Origin of the sequence: Yeosuana marina, from assembly GCF_011762485.1 — a bacterium.
GTDB lineage: Bacteria > Bacteroidota > Bacteroidia > Flavobacteriales > Flavobacteriaceae > Yeosuana > Yeosuana marina.
Genome location: NZ_JAAKGI010000037.1, coordinates 209,995 through 230,721 on the forward strand (window position 1 = coordinate 209,995; position 20,727 = coordinate 230,721).

Genomic DNA, 20,727 nt, shown 5'->3' on the forward strand with positions numbered 1-20,727 from the left:
TAAAAACTCATAATTATGAATAACATAATAAAAGAAATATTATTTAATATAAAGTATGTACTAGGTACATTCATTGTATTATTCTCTATTACTTCATGTAATAATGATTTATTAGACACTAAACCACTAGGCGTTGCCACAGTAGGAGATTTAACAACCGGTGGTTTTGAAGCAGATGCATTTGGATTATATGGGCAACTAAGAAATTCAGGTGTTTCAAACTGGACACGCTATTGGTTTCAAAGTATTCGTTCAGATGATGCCCAAAAAGGTAGTTCGGCAGGCGATCAAGCTCAAGCTGGAGCAGATTTTGATGAGTTTGGTTATTCCAATGATAGTTTCCTTAATAACGATAATTGGAATGAACATTACAAAGTTATTAATGCTTGTAACGATTTAATAGACGCCATCGACGTGTCTGGATTAACCGATTCAGGAACTATAGTAAATATGGCAGAAGCTAGAATGATAAGAGGCTTTCTTTATTTTGATTTAAGAAGAGATTATGGCGAAGTTCCTATAATTGATCAAAAAGTAATAGAAGTCACCGATGGCATTAAGCCAAAATCTTCGGTTGTAGATGTTGATGCTTTTATAGAGGCAGATTTAATATTCGCAAGCGAAAATTTACCTGTAACATGGGTATCTAATTTTGATGGCAGGGCTACCAAAGGATTTGCAGATGCCTTATTGGCAAAACTTTATTTATACCAAGCTTCAGAGTCCAATTCGCAAGAAAAATACACAGCTTCTTTGACTAAAAGTGAAGAAGTTATCAATTCAGGAGTTTATACACTAGTGCCTTCATATAAAACGTTATTCAGTCTTGAAGGCAACAATTCTACTGAATCTATCTTCGAAGTACAGCAACTGGTCACAGAATCAGGGCAAACATTCAGTAATAATTATTATGTATCTCAAGGAGTGAGAGGAACCGGTGCGTGGGACTTAGGTTGGGGCTTTAATGTGCCTACACAAACTTTAGTGGATGCATATGAAACAGGAGACCCTAGAAAAAATGAGACTATTTTAGTGTCAGGAGAAGATGATGGCGGTTATGGTAGTGGAATTTTACCTGGAACGCCTCCGTTAGATCAATTATATTGGAACAAAAAGGCTTATACAGAAGCGGCAACTAGAACTAAATTAAGTCAAAGACAGAATAACTGGGAAAACATAAAGATTATTAGATATGCCGATGTGCTTTTAATGGCCGCCGAAGCAGCATTTAAAACAGGAAATTCAGCACTTGCTGCAGACTATTTAAATGAAGTAAGAGCTAGAGCACGAGGTGGGGCAAATGTACTTCCAGATATAACTAGTGTTACATTAGATGTTATAAAACATGAACGAAGGATAGAATTGGCTATGGAAGGCGAGCGTTTTTATGATGTAGTTCGTTGGGGCGATGGACCTGCTGTTTTAGGAAGTTTAGGTTTTCTACCAAAACATGAGTGGTATCCAATACCACAAGCAGCTATAGATCAATCACAGGGTGTGTTGATACAAAATCCAAATTATTAATTATAATTTAAAACATGTAGTTATGAAAAAACGAATTCAGTTAAATATAAAAATGATATATGTAGTTATAATTACATTAATCATAACGAGTTGTCAAAATCTAGACACACCAGCTTTTTCAGAGTATGAAATTGATCCATCTGTAGTTCAGATTATTTCACCAACAGAAGGAGCAGTTATTAAAGTTTTTGATGAACCCTCTTCATTAGACATAGAATTTAAAGTTGATGATGATAATTTAGTGAGTAAAGTTACAATTGCTTTGGATGGCACAGAGATAGCTGATTTTAGCGATTTTAGTAATCCAAGACATATTTCTGAAACATATACTTTCGACGGTTTAGTTATTGGAGATCACACCGTAGTAGTAACGTCTACAGATGTTAATGGAAAATCTACTATGGCTGAAGCAAATTTCAGTAAACAAGCACCTTATACACCACTATTTGATGGAGAATCATTATATATGCCATTTGATGGAGACTACAGAGATTTAATAGGATTTAAAATAGCAGATCAAGTAGGAACTCCAGGTTTTCTTGGAACTGGTTTTGCTAGTGCAAATGCCTATAAAGGTGCAGCAGATTCTTATATAGAATTCCCAGCCGATGGCTTATTGAGCAATGAGTTTAGTGCTGCTTTTTGGTATAAAGTGGATGCAAATCCAGATAGAGCAGGTATTTTGGTTATTGGAAATGACACTCCCGAAAATAGAAACCAAGGCTTTAGATTATTTAGAGAAGGTAGTGCTACAGAGCAACGCATTAAATTGAATGTTGGAACTGGTGCTGCAGAAAGCTGGAATGATGGTGGAATTATTGATGTAGAGGCGGGACAATGGGTTAATATTGTGGTAACTGTTTCTGATACTCAAACTAAAATTTATTTTAATGGCGTAGAAGTTAATTCAGCAGATTTGGCAGCTCCAATTGATTGGACTGGATGTGATAACATATCAATCGGATCAGGAGCTCCTACCTTTAGTTATTGGAATCATAAATCAGACTATAGTGGCATCGACGAGTTAAGGTTATTCAATAAAGCTTTGTCACAAAGTGATATTCAAATCATGCTAAATTCTTTTAATCCATATACTCCTCAATACGCTGGAGAATCTTTCTACATGCCTTTTGATCGTGGTTATATAGATTTAATTGCAGGTAGAGCCGCAAGCGTTGTTGGATCACCAGAGATTACCGATCAATCTTATAAGGGTGATGGTGCCTACTTAGGTGCAACAGATGCTTATTTAACCTATCCAGCTGAAGGCTTATTAACGGACCAATTTAGTACGACGTTTTGGTATAAAGTAAGTGGAAACCCTGATAGAGCAGGTATTTTGGTTGTAGGTAATGATACACCTGAAAATAGAAATCAAGGATTTAGGCTGTTTAGAGAAGGAAGCGGAACCGAACAACGGGTTAAATTGAATATTGGAACAGGTGGCGGAGAAAGTTGGAATGATGGAGGTGTTATTGATGCTACCGCTGGTGAATGGGTTCAAGTTGCTGTTACCGTTTCAGATACGCAAACTAAAATTTATTTTGATGGTATTGAAGTAAATTCAGCAGATTTAACTGCTCCAATTGATTGGACAGGATGTGATACGTTTACAATTGCTTCAGGTGTCCCTACATTCTCTTATTGGAATCATTTATCAGACAGCAGTGTTATAGATGAATTACGATTTTATAATAAAGCATTATCACCAGAAGAAGTTATTCAAATTGTAGGCGGATCATACACGCCACCATATTTTGGAGCAACTTTGTATATGCCTTTTGACGGAACCAATGTTGATAAAGTAACAAATACCACTGCTACAGTTGTAGGAACTCCCGATTTTGCTGGAGAAAGCGCAGTAGGAACTGATGCCTATGCTGGTGCTTCAGATTCCTATTTAACTGTTCCAACAGATAATTTATTAGGAAATCAATTTAGTGCAGCTTTTTGGTATAAGGTAAATGCAGATCCAGATAGAGCAGGAATTTTAACCGTTGGCCCTCCAATGAATGGAGCTGATAATGATTTAAGTTCAGGATTTAGACTATTCAGAGAAGGAAGTGCTACTGAACAACGTATAAAATTGCATGTTGGAACAGATGCTGGTGATGTTTGGAATGATGGAGATGTATTAGATCCTACAGCGGGAGATTGGGTGCATATCGCATTTACAGTTTCAGACACCGAAACTAAAATTTATTTTAATGGCGTTGCGGTTGCCAATACGGGAGATATGACAGATAAACAGGTAAGCTGGGCAGGTTGTGATATTTTATCAATTGGTTCTGGTGCACCTAGATTTATAGCATGGGGTCATTTATCAGATTCGAGCTTTATAGATGATTTGCACGTGTTTGACAGAGCTTTAACAACAGACGAAATTCTGCAAATTATGAACAAGTAAAAAAAAACTAAAACTTTAAAAACTTAATAATTTTTAAAGTTTTAGTTAATATGTTTGTTTGAGTTAGTGTTTTTTTATTTGAATTTAGCTGCATTTCGAATGCAGCTAAATTTCTAAAAACCCTTTTTAAATGACTTTTTTTAAAGTAAAAATAATTTCTTTTTTTTGCATCATAATCTTATTATTTAATTGTAATAGCAAGAAAAATAAGGCTATTTCAAAAATAAAAAATCATTCAGATGTTAATATTGAAAACTCCTTATTAGATACCATTCAAAAACAAACCATCAACTATTTTTGGGAAGGAGCAGAACCTAATTCTGGGATGGCAAGAGAACGTGTGCATATGGATAATGTCTATCCAACCTCTCCTAAAAACACAATAACAACTGGTGGAAGTGGCTTTGGGTTAATGGCGATTTTAGTTGGTGTTGAAAGAGGATTTATTCCACGAGATGAAGCTCTCGATAGATATCTAAAAATAGTTGATTTTTTAGAAAAGGCAGACAGATTTCACGGTGCTTGGCCTCATTGGATAAATGGTGAAACCGGCAAGGTTGTTCCTTTTAGCAAAAAAGACAATGGTGGCGATTTAGTTGAAACCGCATTTTTGGTTCAAGGACTTCTAACGGTCTCTGAATATTTTAAAGATGGTGATACTGAAAAAGAACAAGAACTCGTTTCTAAAATAGATAAGCTTTGGAAAGGCGTAGAATGGGATTGGTATACAAAAGGTGAAAATGTATTGTATTGGCATTGGTCTCCCGAATATAATTGGGACATGAACTTTAAAGTTGGTGGGTATAACGAGTGTTTAATTATGTACGTTTTGGCAGCAGCATCCCCAACACATCCAATTTCAAAAGCGGTTTATGAAAAAGGGTGGGCAAGAAACGGAGCCATTGTTTCTAAGGATTCTTTATATGGAGAGGCTCTTGTTTTAGATTACTACGAAGGAGATGATGCTCCCGTAGGGCCTTTATTCTGGGCACATTATTCGTATTTAGGATTAAATCCTAAAGGTTTAAAAGATCAATATGCAGACTATTGGAAATTAACCCAGAATCAAGCAAAAATTCATTATAAATACGCTATAGATAATCCTAAACATTTTAAAGGTTATGGCGATAGTCTTTGGGGTTTAACTTCAAGTTATTCCATAAAAGGGTATGCGGGTCACAGACCAGGCAATGATCTTGGTGTTATTTCACCAACAGCTGCGCTTTCATCATTTCCATATACCCCGAAAGAAAGTATGAAAATGCTTGAAAATCTCTATAAAAACCATGATTCACTTATTGGTAAATACGGGCCTTACGATGCATTTAGCATACAAGATCATTGGTTTTTACCAAGATATTTAGCGATAGACCAAGGGCCTATTCCTGTCATGATTGAAAATTATAGAACGGGTTTATTGTGGAATTTATTTATGAAAAATAAGGATGTCCTTAATGGGTTAAATAAATTAGGATTTACGATTGATTCTCAAAATTAAAATAGCAATTCATGTTTAAATTTTATGTAGCCATATTTCTAGTAATAACTTTTTTTTCATGTGGTTCAGATACTGATCCAGTATCTAATGAACCTGAAAAAGTTACGCTAACAGATACAGAGATAATGGATTTAACTCAAAAGGAAACATTCAAATATTTTTGGGATTTTGCGAATTCAAGTTCAGGAGCAGCCAAAGAACGGTATCATCCTAACGATCCAACATTAAATCAAAATGTAGTTACTACAGGTGGAACGGGTTTTGGTTTAATGGCTATATTAGTAGGTATTGAACGAGGCTATGTGACTAAAGCTGAGGGAACAGCCAGATTAAACAAAATTTTATCATTTCTTGAAAATGCTGATCGATTTCATGGGGCGTGGCCGCATTGGATGGATGGAGGCAATGGGAATGTCATTCCGTTTAGCACAAAAGATAATGGAGGCGATTTAGTTGAAACGGCTTTCTTAGCTCAAGGATTAATATGTGTAAAAGAATATTTTAAAAACGGTTCAACTGATGAAAAAGCACTTTCAAATCTTGCTGACGCCCTATGGAAAGGTATCGAATGGAATTGGTATACGCAAAATCAAAATGCCTTGTACTGGCACTGGAGCCCAAATTACGGATTTGACATAAACATGAAGCTAAGCGGATATAACGAAACACTGATTGCGTATGTGTTAGCGGCAGCATCACCTGATTATGCCATAACGAAACCAGTTTACGAAGAAGGTTGGGCAAATAACGGCACTATTGTTTCATCTAGCTCTCAATACGGAATTCCTTTGGTTTTAAATCATGCTGGAGGTTCAGATTTTGGTGGACCTTTGTTTTTTAGTCAGTATTCGTTTTTAGGATTGAATCCTAAAAACTTATCAGATCAATATGCTAATTATTGGAACCTTGTTGTAAATCACACAAAAATTAACCGTCTATATTGTATTTCAAATCCTAAAAACTATACTGATTATGGTGCCGATTGCTGGGGTTTAACAGCGAGTTATTCACGAAATTCAGATGGATCAATAGGCTATTCAGCACATAGTCCTTCAAACGATTTAGGCGTAATTTCTCCTACAGCGGCTATAAGTTCTATTGCTTACACGCCTTCAGAATCTTTAGATGTTATGCATTTTCTCTATCAAAAAAAGGACAAATTATTAGGAGTTGCAGGCTTTTATGATGCCTTTAGTCCACAATTTAATTATTGGGTTGCCGAAGCCTATTTGGCAATTGATCAGGGACCTGAAATTATTATGATCGAGAACTACAGAACTGGATTGTTATGGAATTTATTTATGCAAAATGAGGATGTTAAAAACGGATTAAATATATTAGGGTTTAATTATTAATAGGTTTAAAAATGAAAAATAAAATAGTATTAATGCTATTAGTTTTTGTTGGCTTTTCGAGTGTTTTAAGAGCACAAGATGAAGATGCTTATTTAAAAAAAATAGTTGTTAATAATGGGGATACATTAAAATACAGGATATTATTACCAAAAGATTTTTCTGAAAATAAACAATATCCAGTAGTGTTATTTCTTCACGGAGCGGGAGAACGAGGTAATGATAATAAATCACAGCTAATTCATGGGAAATCATTATTTGCTAATGAAGCTGTTAGAGATTCGTTTCCAGCTATAGTTGTCTTTCCGCAATGTCCTAAAGAAGATTATTGGGCGAATGTAAAACGAGATTATTCAAAAAAAGGAATTGAAAAATTCAAATATAAACGTATGGGAAAGCCAACAAAATCGATGAAACTTGTCATTGATTTTATGGATGATTTTATCAATAATCCTTACGTTAAAAAAGATCAGGTTTACGTTGGCGGACTTTCAATGGGGGGCATGGGCACATTTGAGATATTAAAACGAAGACCCGATATGTTTGCGGCAGCCTTTCCCATTTGTGGCGGAGGCCATCCAAAAGCAACAAAAAAATATGCTGATAAAGTAGCACTTTGGGTTTTTCAAGGCGGAAAGGATGATGTTGTAATTCCGTATTTCGCTTTAAGGATGGTGACAGCACTTCAAAAAAGAGGCGCAGACGTTAGGTTAACCTATTTCGAGCATGACAATCACAATAGCTGGGATTCTGCCTTTGCCGAACCGGAGTTATTACCATGGCTTTTTTCAAAATCAAAAAAATAGAGATGAGTAAATTATTTAACATTAAATATGCTTTTTTAAGCATTACAGTATTACTAATTGTAGCATGTAATTCAAATCAAAAGAAATCAGATACGCTTTCAAGTGATAATCCTTTTGAAGAAAAAGTAGATTCGATATTGAGTTTAATGACGGTTGATGAAAAAATTGGGCAACTTAATCTTCCTGTTTCTGGAGATATTACAACTGGGCAAGCACAAAGCTCTGATATCGCAAAAAAAATAGAAGAAGGATTAGTAGGTGGCTTATTCAATATTAAATCGGCAGAGAAGATTAAAGAAGTACAAAAAATAGCTATTGAAAAAAGCCGATTGAAAATCCCTTTACTCTTTGGTATGGATGTGATTCATGGCTACCAAACAACATTTCCAATTCCATTGGGCTTATCAAGCTCGTGGGATATGAAACTTATAAAACAAACCGCACAGATGGCTGCAAAAGAAGCCACAGCCGATGGTATTAACTGGACGTTTTCACCAATGGTAGATATATCTAGAGATCCTCGTTGGGGTCGCGTTTCCGAAGGTTCGGGAGAAGATCCTTTTTTAGGAAGCGAAATAGCTAAAGCCATGGTAGAGGGGTATCAAGGTGACGATCTAACCAAGAACAACACCATGTTGGCATGCGTAAAACATTTTGCGCTATATGGCGCTCCTGAAGCAGGTAGAGATTATAATACGGTTGACATGAGTAGAATACGCATGTACAACGAGTATTTACCACCCTACAAAGCCGCTGTCGATGCAGGCGTGGGTTCTGTGATGGCATCATTTAACGAGATTGATGGTATTCCAGCAACAGGTAATAAATGGTTGCTAACCGACTTGCTAAGAGATGATTGGGGTTTTAATGGATTTGTTGTGACGGATTACACAGGACTTTATGAAATGATACCTCATGGTATGGGAGATAAATACCAAGTTGCTGAGTTAGCTTTAAAAGCGGGCGTAGACATGGATATGGCAGGCGATTCACCAGCAATTCCTGCTGCTTTTGTTAAAACCTTGAAACAATCTCTTGAAGAAGGGAAAATATCTATGAGTGACCTTGATACTGCTGTAAAACGCATGTTAACGGCGAAATACCGATTAGGTTTATTTGATGATCCTTATAAATATTGCGACCTGAATAGATCTAAAACAGAGGTGTTTACCCCTGAAAACAGAACGTTTGCTAGAAAAGTAGCTACTGAATCGATGGTGCTTCTTAAAAATGAAAACAATCTTTTGCCGTTAAAAAAATCAGGAACCATTGGAGTTATAGGCCCCTTGGCAAACACCGCCGTAAATATGGCTGGAACATGGAGTGTGGCTACCAAACAAAATCTATCGATCCCTTTATTGGAAGGGTTAAAAACAGTAGCCGGTGAAGATGTAAAGGTGTTATACGCCAAAGGAAGTAACGTCGATTATGATTTGGAATACGAAAAACGGGTGACGATGTTTGGTAAAGATATTCCGCGTGATGGCAGAACAGATAAACAATTGTTAGATGAAGCCTTATCAGTCGCTTCAAAATCTGATGTTATTGTCGCAGCTATTGGTGAAACTGCGGAAATGAGTGGCGAATGCAGTAGCGTGACTAATCTTCAAATTCCACAACTTCAAAAAGATTTATTAAATGCACTTTTAAAAACAGGAAAACCGGTGGTTTTAGTTTTATTCACTGGAAGACCTTTGGCCATTACTGAAGAAAATGAAAAGGTTCCAGCAATATTAAATGTTTGGTTTTCGGGTAGTGAAGCAGGGTTAGCAATTTCTGATGTGCTTTTTGGAGATGTAAACCCTTCAGGAAAATTGACAGCTACCTTTCCGCGAAATGTAGGGCAAGTGCCTATTTATTACAATCATAAAAATACAGGACGCCCTTTGGGAAATAATGACGGTAAATTCGAAAAATTCAAATCAAATTATATTGATGTTCGTAATGAACCATTGTACCCGTTTGGTTATGGATTAAGCTATACGGATTTTACTTATAACAACTTGAAATTGAGTTCAAATCAACTCAATCCAAATAGTTCTATTGAAGTTTCTGTCAATGTCACTAATTCTGGTAATTACGACGGAAAAGAAGTTGTTCAACTATACATAAGAGACCTTGTAGGTTCTGTAACAAGGCCTGTAAAAGAGCTTAAAGGATTTCAGAAAGTTGACATTAAAAATGGAGATACTAAAACCATTACGTTTCAATTATCTGTTGAAGATTTAAAATTTTATAATTCTAATCTAGATTTTGTTGCGGAACCTGGAGAGTTTGAGGTGTTTGTTGGAACAAATTCTAATGCAACACTAAAAGATACCTTTGAGTTAGTTAAGTGATATTGGAATTCTGAAGGATGCCCTCAAAAAACTATAAATCATGAAATACGTATTTACTTGCTTAATAACCGTATTGTTTTTCTTTTCTTGTAATAAAGAAAAGAAAAATAACGAAGCGCAAATTGCAACGCTTTCAGAGACCAAAAAATCGTTTAAAACCTATTGTAATCCCATCGATATAGATTATTCTTATATGTCACATTACAGAGCCAAAAACAAGGTGTCTTATCGATCTGGTGCAGACCCTGCTGTGGTGAATTTTAAAGGAAAATATTTTATGTTTGTTACACGTTCTCATGGCTATTGGATGTCTGATGATATGAGTAATTGGACTTTTATAAAACCTCAAAGCTGGTATTTTAATGGGTGTAATGCACCTGCTGCAGTGGTTAAAGATGGAAAAATATTAGTCTATGGTGACCCTTCCGGAAGCGGTGCTGTTATTGAAACTGATAATCCCGAACTAGGAGATTGGAAAACCAATTACGCAGTTTTAGATATTCCCGGTGGCATTCAAGATCCCGATTTATTTGTAGATGACGATGGTAAAGTATATTTATATGAGGAGTCTTCAAATTTGTGGCCAATTCGCGTGGTAGAATTAGATGCTGATAATTATTATATTCCGAAAGGAGATGAAAAAGATTTGTTTACGCTTCACCCAGATGCACATGGTTGGGAGCGTTTTGGTCAAAATCATAGGTCTGATTTAGCGCCTTACATTGAAGGTCCGTGGATGGTGAAACACGATAGTATTTATTATTTGGAGTATGGAGCACCTGGCACGCAATGGAATGTATATGCTGATGGTGTTTATACGAGTAAAAGTCCGTTAGGGCCTTTTGAATATGCGCCTTACAACCCTATTTCTTATAAACCCGGCGGATTTTTAAAAGGGGCTGGACATGGCAGCACGGTTAAAGATAATAACGGAAAATATTGGCATTATTCAACGATGGCGATATCTGTAAATTATAAATTTGAACGTCGTATTGGTATGTACCCAGCAGGATTTGAAGACAACGGACAAATGTATGTTAATACGGCCTATGGCGATTATCCACATTATTTACCAGACACCAAAGTTGACGAACATAAAGAACGATTTACAGGCTGGATGTTACTATCTTATAACAAGCCGGTAAAAACAAATTCTCCATTAGTAAAAAAAGATATTAATGTGGTAGATGAAAGCGAATCTGGCTTCATGCAAAAACAAATTAAAGAGTTTGATATTTCTAAAATTAATGATGAGGAAATTCGCTCGTATTGGGTGTCACAGTCTAATAACGATTCTATTTATGTTGAAATTGATTTAGAACGTAAAATGAATGTAAAAGCTATTCAAATAAACTTTCAAGATTTTAATAGTGACATTTTTGGTAGACCAGATAATTTAAGGCAACAGTTTGTGATTCAATCTTCTTTAGATGGAAAATCATGGAACACCATTGTAGATTATTCTGAAAACAAAAAAGATATGCCTCATGCTTATGTAGAGTTAAAAGACGCTGTAGATGCTAGGTATATTCGGTACAATCATGTGTATTGTACTAATAATTATTTATCAATTTCAGAATTTAGAGTATTCGGAAACGGGTATGGAGATGTTCCACACAAACCATTCAATTTAAAAATCACAAGACAAGCAGACAAACGCAATGCTGATTTAGCATGGGATAAAGATGAAAATGCCACTGGATATGTAGTGTATTGGGGTATTGCAAAAGATAAATTAAACTTATCGGTATTAATGTATGACAATCCAAATTATGAATTGAGAGCATTAAACAACAATCAATCATACTATATGCAAGTAGAATCCTTTAATGAAAATGGTATTTCAGAAAAAAGTAATATTATTTTTGTTGAATAAAACCAATTTAAAATGAAGTCTTTCTTAACAGTAATTTGTTTCTTTTTCTTGATGAATATAAAAGCTCAAGACGTCTCAGTTATGACGTATAATATTAAACTGGATTATCCAAAGGAAGGGGAGAATAGCTGGATCAACAGAAAACCATTTTTTATCAATCAATTAAAATTCTATAATCCAGATATTTTGGGTGTTCAAGAAGCGCTTCCTAATCAAATGAAAGATATGGATAGCTTATTAACCGATTATAATTTTGTTGGTGTTGGAAGAGATGATGGCAAGGATAAAGGCGAGTATTCGGCTATTTTTTATAATCACGAAACCTTTAAAGTTTTAAAATCATCAACATTTTGGTTGTCCGACACACCAGAACAAGTCTCTATGGGTTGGGATGCGGTATGTAACAGAGTTTGTACATATGCCTTACTACAAAATAAAAAAACGAATGAGAGGCTTTTGGTATTTAATACCCATTTTGATCATGTTGGTTTAGAGGCACGGAAAAATAGTGCGCTTTTAATTATTAAAAAAATAAAGGAAATCAATACAAATAACCTTCCCGTAGTTCTTATGGGTGATTTTAATATGGAAGAATCTCATGAAAGTATTCAGTACATTAAAACATATTTAAAAGACTCTCAAGAAATTTCTAAAGTTGTATTTGGTCCAACAGGAACATTCAATGGTTTTAATTTTAACGAACCTGTTACCAGACGAATCGATTTTATTTTTGTTAGTCCTAAAATAGAGGTTGATAAATACGGTATTCTAAGTGATAATAAGGATTGTAAATATCCATCAGATCATTTACCTGTTTATGTAGAGTTGAAAATATAGGCTACGTTTTAGTAATATTCTTAAAAACAAAAAATCCCGTAAACATTAAAGTTTCGGGATTTTTTTGTGGTACCTCCAGGAATCGAACCAGGGACACAAGGATTTTCAGTCCTTTGCTCTACCAACTGAGCTAAGGTACCTCACTAAAGCGGATGCAAATATATATTCATTTTTATTATCCGCCAAAAGAAAATTATAAAAAATGGTTTTGTAAATTTACAACTTTCAATAATGTAATGAATTTAATAATTGATGTTGGAAATACTTTTGTGAAACTTGCTGTCTTTGAGGGAGATAATATAGTTTGCAAAAAAAGTATTGAGCTTAAGTTTATTTTAAAACATATTGATTTATTGAAAAAAGAATATAAATCAATCAAAAAAGCGATTATTTCATCTGTTGGTAAACTAAAAACAGCGGATGTCGATTATATTAAGAAGTCTTTTGATTTAGTTCATTTAGATTCAGAAACCAAGTTACCATTTATAAATTGTTACGAAACACCTAAAACACTAGGGCTAGATAGAATAGCTTTAGTGTGTGCTGCTATTCAACAATTTCCAAAAAGTAACGTTCTTGTTATTGATGCGGGTACATGCATTACCTATGATTTTGTTACAAGTAATAACAACTATTTGGGAGGAGCAATTTCGCCAGGTATGAGGATGCGGTATCAGTCACTGCATAGTTTTACAGCAAATTTACCAATGTTAGAGTCAGAAATTCCAAAAAGTATTGTTGGCAACTCTACAAATAACTCTATACATTCTGGAGTTATTTTTGGTATTCTTAACGAAATAGACGGAGTTATTTGTCAATATAAAGAAAAATATAAAGATTTAACAGTTATTTTAACAGGCGGGGACGCTAATTTCTTGTCTAAACAATTAAAAAGTAGCATATTTGCCAACTCTAATTTCCTTTTAGAGGGATTAAATTATATTATACAAATTAATTCAAACGAATGATAAAAAAACTTGTAATAGTTTTTATTGCTTTTTTCGCAATTCAAAGTTACGCTCAACAAGGTACAGCTTCACCTTATTCTTTTTACGGTATTGGAAGTCTTAAATTTAAAGGCACAGTTGAAAATAGAAGTATGGGAGGATTAAGTATTTACACAGATAGTATTCATGTAAATTTAAGAAATCCAGCATCGTACGCAACTCCAAATCTTAGCTCATTTGGAGGGGAAAGCAGGCCTGTAAAATTTACGGTAGGAGGAAGCCATTCAAGTTTAAATCTTAAAAGTAGCTCAAGTAGCGACAAAGCTACGTCAACATCATTTGATTATATTGCACTTTCAATACCTATGGGCAAATTTGGTTTTGGTTTTGGGTTAATGCCTTATACTTCTGTAGGTTACAAATTGGAAAGTGTTAATAGTGATGGAGATCTTTTAAACAGATTTCGTGGTCAAGGAGGTCTTAACAAGGTCTATTTAGGTATGGGGTATATGCTTACTAAAGATTTAAGTATTGGTGTTGATGCAAGTTATAATTTTGGAAACATTACAAATAGTACCGTTGAATATATTTATGATTCAGAAGGTGTACCTCTGTTATACAATTCAAGAGAGAATAATAGGTCAGATTTAAGTGGTTTAAATGTGAATTTTGGATTAACATACAAAAAACTGTTAAAGGATAAATATGAGTTTGTTACAGGAATTACGTATACTCCAAAAAGTAATTTAACTTCAAATAACACACGCTCATTTTCAACAATAACAACAGGTGCTTCAGGGCAAGAATTTGTGTTAAATACTGTAGAAACTGATCTCAATGCAGTTGGATTGCAGCAAACAGATTTAACCTTACCCTCCAAATTTTCAATAGGAGTGGGTATAGGAAAACCAAGAAAATGGTTTGTTGGTTCAGAATATACGGCTCAACAAACCAGTAAATTTTTTAATCCGCTTTATAGTAGCACTACAACAAATTACGAAGACGCTAGCACTATTTCGTTGGGAGGATTTTATATTCCACAATATAATTCGTTTACAAGTTACTTTAAACGAGTGGTTTACAGGGCAGGTTTGCACTTTGAAAAAACAGGTTTAATCATAAATAATGAGTCAATTAAAGAGTTTGGCATGTCTTTTGGATTAGGATTACCTGTAGGGGATATATTCTCAAATGCAAATTTAGGCGTAGAAATTGGAAAACGTGGAACAACTAGTAGTAATTTAATCCAAGAGAATTTCATTAATTTCCAATTAAGTTTATCTTTGAACGATAGATGGTTCCAAAAACGAAAATATGACTAACAACGTAAATTTTTTATTATGAAAACGAAAATTACTTTATTACTAACATTATTTTTTGTTGGCATGGTGTCTTTTGCCCAGCAAGATGAAGAATGTATGACGAAGCTATCCATATTCCATGAATATGTAAAAGCGAAAAACTTTGATGCTGCATATCAGCCATGGATGGATGTTAGAAAAAAATGTCCAAAATTTAATAATGCCATCTATATTGACGGAGAGAAAATTTTAGAGTATAAAATTGAAAACTCTTCTGGAGCTGAAAAAATTGCATTTATTGAAGATTTGATAAAAGAGTGGAAAGAGCGTGAGGAAAATTTTCCAAGCAAAACGCCAAAAGGAGAGTATGCTGCTCAAGCTTGTCAGTTAATGTACGATAATAGAGAGCTTTTAGGGAAATCTGATTCAGACTTGTATGCTTGTTTTGATGCCGCTTATAATCTAGATAAAGAAACGTTTACAAGTCCAAAAAGTTTATATACCTATTTCTCTTTAATGGTTGATTTGTATGATGCTAAGCAAAAACCAGCTGCAGATTTATTTAATAAATATGATGACGTTGTTGAGAAAGTTGAAGTAGAAGTAAAAAATTATTCTGAAAAGCTTAATGAACTTCTTGCCAAAGAAGAAGCAGGAACTGCGCTTACAAGTAAAGAAGAAAGATATAAAAAATATTACGAAAGTTACTTAAATGCTTATGATCAAATTTCTGGAAGTATTGACCAAAAATTAGGAGATAGAGCGAACTGTGAAAATTTAATACCACTGTACCAAAAAGGATTTGAAGAAAATAAAGCAAATGCAGTTTGGTTACAAAGAGCGGCAGGAAAAATGTCTGAAAAAGATTGTACAGATGATCCATTGTTCTTTAAATTAGTAAATGCATACCATGCGTTAAGTCCGTCTGCGAGTTCAGCATATTACTTAGGAATCTTAAAAGATAAAGAAGGCAAATCAAACGAAGCTATCGCTTTTTATGAAGAAGCCATTAAATTAGAAACAGATAACTTTAAAAAAGCAAAACTTAATAATAGAATAGGTTTAAAGTTAAAAGCTAAAGGTAACTATGGAAGAGCTAGAAGTTTCTTTAGAGAAGCGCTTAGATTAAACCCTTCAGATGGTCATCCTCATTTGTCAATAGCAGCTATGTATGCAGCTAGCGCCAATAGTTGTGGTGATACTAACTTTAATAAAAGAGCTGTTTTCTGGTTAGCTGCAGATGAAGCAAGAAAAGCAGCAAGCCAAGATCCAACTTTAAGAAAGGCAGCTTCGCAAACAGCAGAAAATTATTTAGCAAAAGCACCAACTAAATCAGATATATTTAGTGAAAATAATGGCGGACAAGTAATTAAAATTGGTTGTTGGATTGGGGCTTCTGTTACAGTGCCTAAAATTTAAATGCCAAGTATAAAAACACATAACAAACTATTTATGGTCACAGCATTTGCTGTGACCATGTTTTTTTCATGTAAAAACAATTTAAATGACATTCAGAAAATTGGTATTTCTGAAAATGAGCCTTTTGGAGTTTCAGAGAATATCAATTTTAAATATACCGATTCTGGTATAATGAAAGCGAATCTGTTAAGTCCTAAAATGCTGGATTATTCTAATAGAGAATTTTCATTTAAAGAATTTCCTGATGGTATTGATTTAGATATTTACGATGATGACAATAATAAAAGTAAAGTATTAGCTGATTATGCTATTATTTATGATGCGACTGGGCTTGTAGATTTACAAGGACACGTTGTTATTGCAACACATACTAAGGATACCTTATTTGCAGAACAATTATATTATGACCAAAACAAAGAATGGTTGTTTACGAATAAACCAGTAACTTTTAGAACAGGAACAGATTTAATAAACGGTAATGGCTTTGATTCTGATACCAAGTTTACAAATGCTGAAGTGTTGGAAATAGATGGTGTTATAACGCTTAAAGAATAATACGTAAACAATAAAATAACCTCACAACTTTTTTAAGTATCTTTGTATTTAATTTTAGATTTAAAAATTTTCTATGAAGCTTGCTAAGTTTTTTCAATACGCGTATTTAACTTTTGCAGCCTTATTTTTGTATGATGTTTTTAACAAATATATTACACAAGGTGATATTGCTTATGTCTCTTTATTGTTTGCTGCGTTAGCTGTTTTTATGTTTTTTTTCAGACGAAAATTCAGAAAGAAGTATGAAAATAAAGATAATTCAAAATAAATGAGTTTTTATGTTATTATCATAATTGTTTCATTAATTCTATCTGCTTTTTTCTCAGGCATGGAGATTGCCTATGTATCTTCAAACAAAATACATATCGAAATAGAAAAAAAGCAAGAAGGGTTTTTAGCTAAAGTGCTAACCAAGCTTACAGCAAAACCTTCAAAATATATTGCCACGATGCTTATTGGTAATAATATAGCATTGGTTATTTATGGGTTTTTTATGGGTGATGTGTTAGTGCAATGGTTTCAATCTTTGTTGCCAGTCAATTCAACGTTTGTAACCTATTTGCTTACAGATTTAAGCTTGTTAACCCAAACTATTATATCAACACTTATTATTTTAATTACGGCTGAATTTCTGCCTAAAGTATTTTTTCAAGTTTATTCAAACACGTTATTAAAAGTATTGGCTATTCCAGCATACTTTTTTTATTTGATTTTTACATTTATAGCAGATTTTGTTATTTGGATTTCAGATATGATATTAAGACAATTTTTTAAAACTGAAGGAGATCAAATACAATTAGCATTTACCAAAGTTGAATTGGGTAATTATATTAGTGAGCAAATGGAATCTGTAGAAGCTCATGAGAATGTTGATTCAGAAATTCAAATTTTTCAAAATGCATTAGAATTTTCCGAGGTAAAAGCTCGAGAAGTGATGGTTCCTAGAACAGAAATTATAGCTGTAGAACTCAATAATTCTATTAAAACGTTAAACGCCTTGTTTACAGAGTCTGGTTGTACTAAAATTATAGTTTATAATGACACCATTGATGATATTTTAGGATATGTTCACTCCTTTGAGTTATTTAAAAAACCTAAGGATATAAAATCTATTATTCTTCCTGTTGAATTTGTACCTGAAACGGTTTTAATTAAAGACGTACTAAATGTGCTCATTAAAAAGCGTAAAAGTATTGCTGTTGTTTTAGATGAATACGGCGGAACGTCTGGTATTATGACAGTTGAAGACATTGTAGAAGAATTATTTGGCGAAATAGAAGATGAACACGATACCATTGATTTAATTGAGGAACGATTAGATAACGATAATTTTAAGTTTTCAGCTCGTTTAGAAGTCGATTATATTAATGAAACCTATAAAATTAATTTGCCTGAAGGAGAAAATTATGAAACATTGGGAGGGCTAATTGTAAATCATACAGAGGAGATTCCTATGCAAAATGATGTGGTTGTTATTGATATGTTTCAGTTCACAATTTTAGAAGTTTCAAACACTAAAATTGATATGGTAGAACTAAAGCTTTTAAAAGAAGATTAAATTAGCCTAGTTAATGTAATTAAAGCATCTTTCTACTTTTATTATTAAATAGAAAATGGTATTTTCGCGCACAATATTTTTGATACTATAAAAAATAACAAACTTAACAAGATAATGACCCGTAAAAAGGTTTTATAATAATTTAACTTACAAATGGCAATTTTAAATAAAATAAGACAGCGTTCTCTTTTTCTAATAATAATTATAGCTCTTGCACTATTCTCTTTTGTTTTAGGCGGTTTAATTAAAAACGGAAATTCACTTTCGGCTAAAGACCAAAACACGGTAGGAACAGTTAATGGTAAGGAAATTACTAGAACAGCTTTTTTAGAAAAGGTGGAAGTGGCACAAAAACAAGCGGGTGCTAGCGCAACCAATACTCAAATAATGAATAGAGTTTGGGATCAAGAAGTTAGACAAGCGGTGTTGCAAACTCAATTTGATGAACTTGGAATTTCTGTAGAGAAGGATCAAATGCGAGACTTATTGAAAAAAGCATTAGCTACAACCCCTCAGTTTTTAAATGAAGCTGGTTTGTTTGATGAGAATAAGTTAAATGAATACATTATAAACTTAAAAGAAACATCGCCTCAAGCGTATCAAGATTGGATTAATTATGAAGAATCATTAGCCGAAAATGCCTTACAACAAAATTATTTTAATTTAGTTAAAGCAGGATTAACCGGCACACTTGAAGAAGGTAAATTCGAGCATCAGTTAGAAGGAAATAAAGTTGATATTAAATTTGTTCAAATTCCATTCTCATCAATTGCAGATAGTACAATTACTGTAACCAAATCAGATATTTCAAGTTATATTGATAAACATAAAAAACAATATCAAGTTGATGCTTCAAGAGATATCAATTATGTAGAGTTTAAAGAAACAGCTACTGTTGAAGATGAGAACGACATTAAAGCATCTTTAACAAATCTTTTAAAAGATCAAGAGGTTTATAACGAGACCACTAAAGCAACAGATACCATAACTGGATTCTTAAAAACAAAAAATAACGAAGACTTTGTTAATTCAAATTCAGATATAAAATTTGATAGTCGTTTTCTGTTTAAATCTTCAATTCCTAAAGCGGTTTCTGATAGTATTTTTAACTTAAGCGTTGGTGAGGTTTATGGACCATACAAAGACAATGGATATTTTAAAATTTCTAAGTTAGTAGCGGTAAAACAAGTTCCAGATTCAGCAAAAGTAAGACACATCCTAATTCCATTTGTTGGAGCAAGAGCTGCTGCGCAAGATGTTACTAGAACAGATGCAGAAGCAAAACAATTAGCCGATAGTATCTTAGCAGTCGTGAAATCAAATAAATCAAAATTCCCTGACTTGGTAAAAGAATTTTCATCAGATCAAGGAAGCGTAGATAATGGAGGTCGATATGATTGGCATCCATACAATTCTATGGTTCCTGAGTTTAATGATTTTGAATTTGAAGGAAAGGTAGGAGATATAGGTGTGGTTAAAACAATTTTTGGTTATCACGTTATCGAGATTGAAGGTCAAAAAGATAAAGAAAAAGCAGTGCAGGTTGCGACTATAGCAAGAAAGATAGAGCCTTCACAAGCTACTATAGACAAAGTATTTAGAGATGCTTCTAATTTTGAGATTTCGTTAGAAAAGAAAGATTTTCAAGAATTAGCAAAAGAAAATAAATACACTGTTCGTCCAGTTAATGGTATTAAAGTGTTAGATGAGAATATACCAGGAATTGGAAATCAAAGACCTATTGTAAGATGGGCATTTGATGAAGAATCTGAAGTAGGAGACATCAAACGTTTCGATATTCCTTCAGGATATGCTATTGTTCAATTAGCTGCAAAACATAAAGAAGGTTTAATGAGTGTTGAAGAAGCAACTATAACAGCGATGCCTGCTATTCGAAAAGAAAAGAAAATTCAACTTATTAGAGATAGAGTTACTGCAAAAACTTTAGATGATTTGGCTGCAGCTGAAAAGACTACGGTTAGAACTGCCTCTGCAATTAATATGATGAACCCTACCATTTCGGGAGCAGGAAGAGAGCCTATGGTTGTTGGAGCTGCTTTTGGTTTGAAAGAAGGTGAAACATCAAAATTAATTGATGGCAATAATGGAGTTTATATGATCCAAGTTGAAAAAGTAACACCAGCTGTAAAATTAGATAACTATCAAGCATTTGCTAATCAAGTAGAAAAGAAGAAAATGAGTGTAGTTAACTCGAAACTTTATAATGCTTTAAAAGAAGCGGCTGATATAGAGGATAATAGAGTTAAAACAAAAATTGAGTAAAGAGAAATCTAGTATATTATAAAAA

15 protein-coding genes and 1 tRNA gene are annotated in these 20,727 nt (G+C 33.7%); 15 read left to right on the forward strand and 1 reads right to left on the reverse strand.

Annotated features, from left to right (window positions below; translation table 11 throughout):
* The first annotated feature begins 15 nt into the window (after nucleotides 1-15).
* The 8 genes from G5V56_RS16635 to G5V56_RS16670 all read left to right on the forward strand — a co-directional run bounded on the left by G5V56_RS16635 (nucleotide 16) and on the right by G5V56_RS16670 (nucleotide 12,639).
* The gene (locus G5V56_RS16635; protein ID WP_166967199.1) at nucleotides 16-1,524 is read left to right on the forward strand and encodes a RagB/SusD family nutrient uptake outer membrane protein; all 1,509 of its coding nucleotides are present in this window, start codon (nucleotides 16-18) and stop codon (nucleotides 1,522-1,524) included.
* 22 nt (nucleotides 1,525-1,546) lie between these two features.
* Nucleotides 1,547-3,931: a LamG-like jellyroll fold domain-containing protein gene (locus G5V56_RS16640; protein ID WP_240911394.1), complete on the forward strand. Its 2,385-nt coding sequence runs from the start codon at nucleotides 1,547-1,549 to the stop codon at nucleotides 3,929-3,931.
* 130 nt (nucleotides 3,932-4,061) lie between these two features.
* Nucleotides 4,062-5,429, forward strand: a complete 1,368-nt coding sequence (locus tag G5V56_RS16645; protein WP_166967201.1) for a glucoamylase family protein — start codon at nucleotides 4,062-4,064, stop codon at nucleotides 5,427-5,429.
* A gap of 11 nt (nucleotides 5,430-5,440) precedes the next feature.
* Nucleotides 5,441-6,784 (forward strand): glucoamylase family protein, encoded by a 1,344-nt coding sequence (locus tag G5V56_RS16650; RefSeq protein ID WP_166967203.1) that lies wholly within the window; start codon nucleotides 5,441-5,443, stop codon nucleotides 6,782-6,784.
* Between the two features lie 11 nt (nucleotides 6,785-6,795).
* Nucleotides 6,796-7,587, forward strand: a complete 792-nt coding sequence (locus G5V56_RS16655; protein WP_166967205.1) for a carboxylesterase family protein — start codon at nucleotides 6,796-6,798, stop codon at nucleotides 7,585-7,587.
* 2 nt (nucleotides 7,588-7,589) lie between these two features.
* Nucleotides 7,590-9,926 (forward strand): beta-glucosidase BglX, encoded by a 2,337-nt coding sequence (gene bglX, locus G5V56_RS16660; protein WP_166967207.1) that lies wholly within the window; start codon nucleotides 7,590-7,592, stop codon nucleotides 9,924-9,926.
* Between the two features lie 40 nt (nucleotides 9,927-9,966).
* Nucleotides 9,967-11,802: a family 43 glycosylhydrolase gene (locus G5V56_RS16665; RefSeq protein WP_166967209.1), complete on the forward strand. Its 1,836-nt coding sequence runs from the start codon at nucleotides 9,967-9,969 to the stop codon at nucleotides 11,800-11,802.
* A gap of 12 nt (nucleotides 11,803-11,814) precedes the next feature.
* Nucleotides 11,815-12,639 (forward strand): endonuclease/exonuclease/phosphatase family protein, encoded by an 825-nt coding sequence (locus G5V56_RS16670; RefSeq protein ID WP_166967210.1) that lies wholly within the window; start codon nucleotides 11,815-11,817, stop codon nucleotides 12,637-12,639.
* A gap of 67 nt (nucleotides 12,640-12,706) precedes the next feature.
* Here the strand turns inward: G5V56_RS16670 and G5V56_RS16675 are convergent.
* Nucleotides 12,707-12,779: transfer RNA gene (locus G5V56_RS16675), tRNA-Phe, on the reverse strand.
* Nucleotides 12,780-12,875: 96 nt separating this feature from the next.
* Here G5V56_RS16675 and G5V56_RS16680 point away from each other — a divergent pair.
* The 7 genes from G5V56_RS16680 to G5V56_RS16710 all read left to right on the forward strand — a co-directional run bounded on the left by G5V56_RS16680 (nucleotide 12,876) and on the right by G5V56_RS16710 (nucleotide 20,702).
* On the forward strand, nucleotides 12,876-13,607 hold the full coding sequence (locus tag G5V56_RS16680) for a type III pantothenate kinase (RefSeq protein WP_166967212.1): 732 nt from the start codon (nucleotides 12,876-12,878) through the stop codon (nucleotides 13,605-13,607).
* On the forward strand, nucleotides 13,604-14,908 hold the full coding sequence (locus tag G5V56_RS16685; RefSeq protein ID WP_166967214.1) for a hypothetical protein: 1,305 nt from the start codon (nucleotides 13,604-13,606) through the stop codon (nucleotides 14,906-14,908). The genes G5V56_RS16680 and G5V56_RS16685 overlap by 4 nt, the downstream gene beginning before the upstream one ends.
* Nucleotides 14,909-14,926: 18 nt before the next feature.
* Nucleotides 14,927-16,306, forward strand: a complete 1,380-nt coding sequence (locus G5V56_RS16690; RefSeq protein ID WP_166967216.1) for a tetratricopeptide repeat protein — start codon at nucleotides 14,927-14,929, stop codon at nucleotides 16,304-16,306.
* Entirely contained in the window at nucleotides 16,307-16,861 is a 555-nt protein-coding gene (gene lptC / locus G5V56_RS16695) for an LPS export ABC transporter periplasmic protein LptC (protein ID WP_240911397.1), read from the forward strand. It begins immediately after the preceding gene.
* A gap of 73 nt (nucleotides 16,862-16,934) precedes the next feature.
* Entirely contained in the window at nucleotides 16,935-17,129 is a 195-nt protein-coding gene (locus G5V56_RS16700; RefSeq protein WP_166967218.1) for a hypothetical protein, read from the forward strand.
* The gene (locus G5V56_RS16705) at nucleotides 17,130-18,419 is read left to right on the forward strand and encodes a hemolysin family protein (protein ID WP_166967220.1); all 1,290 of its coding nucleotides are present in this window, start codon (nucleotides 17,130-17,132) and stop codon (nucleotides 18,417-18,419) included.
* Between the two features lie 153 nt (nucleotides 18,420-18,572).
* On the forward strand, nucleotides 18,573-20,702 hold the full coding sequence (locus G5V56_RS16710) for a peptidylprolyl isomerase (RefSeq protein WP_166967221.1): 2,130 nt from the start codon (nucleotides 18,573-18,575) through the stop codon (nucleotides 20,700-20,702).
* Nucleotides 20,703-20,727 lie beyond the last annotated feature (25 nt).

Excerpts from the sequence above, each read along its gene's own strand:
- G5V56_RS16640 (WP_240911394.1), top strand. The coding sequence starts at position 1,547 with ATGAAAAAACGAATTCAGTTAAATATAAAAATGATATATGTAGTTATA.
- lptC (WP_240911397.1), top strand. The coding sequence starts at position 16,307 with ATGCCAAGTATAAAAACACATAACAAACTATTTATGGTCACAGCATTT.
- G5V56_RS16705 (WP_166967220.1), top strand. The coding sequence starts at position 17,130 with ATGAGTTTTTATGTTATTATCATAATTGTTTCATTAATTCTATCTGCT.
- G5V56_RS16635 (WP_166967199.1), top strand. The coding sequence starts at position 16 with ATGAATAACATAATAAAAGAAATATTATTTAATATAAAGTATGTACTA.
- G5V56_RS16690 (WP_166967216.1), top strand. The coding sequence starts at position 14,927 with ATGAAAACGAAAATTACTTTATTACTAACATTATTTTTTGTTGGCATG.
- G5V56_RS16645 (WP_166967201.1), top strand. The coding sequence starts at position 4,062 with ATGACTTTTTTTAAAGTAAAAATAATTTCTTTTTTTTGCATCATAATC.
- G5V56_RS16710 (WP_166967221.1), top strand. The coding sequence starts at position 18,573 with ATGGCAATTTTAAATAAAATAAGACAGCGTTCTCTTTTTCTAATAATA.
- G5V56_RS16665 (WP_166967209.1), top strand. The coding sequence starts at position 9,967 with ATGAAATACGTATTTACTTGCTTAATAACCGTATTGTTTTTCTTTTCT.
- G5V56_RS16650 (WP_166967203.1), top strand. The coding sequence starts at position 5,441 with ATGTTTAAATTTTATGTAGCCATATTTCTAGTAATAACTTTTTTTTCA.
- G5V56_RS16685 (WP_166967214.1), top strand. The coding sequence starts at position 13,604 with ATGATAAAAAAACTTGTAATAGTTTTTATTGCTTTTTTCGCAATTCAA.
- G5V56_RS16655 (WP_166967205.1), top strand. The coding sequence starts at position 6,796 with ATGAAAAATAAAATAGTATTAATGCTATTAGTTTTTGTTGGCTTTTCG.
- bglX (WP_166967207.1), top strand. The coding sequence starts at position 7,590 with ATGAGTAAATTATTTAACATTAAATATGCTTTTTTAAGCATTACAGTA.
- G5V56_RS16670 (WP_166967210.1), top strand. The coding sequence starts at position 11,815 with ATGAAGTCTTTCTTAACAGTAATTTGTTTCTTTTTCTTGATGAATATA.
- G5V56_RS16680 (WP_166967212.1), top strand. The coding sequence starts at position 12,876 with ATGAATTTAATAATTGATGTTGGAAATACTTTTGTGAAACTTGCTGTC.
- G5V56_RS16700 (WP_166967218.1), top strand. The coding sequence starts at position 16,935 with ATGAAGCTTGCTAAGTTTTTTCAATACGCGTATTTAACTTTTGCAGCC.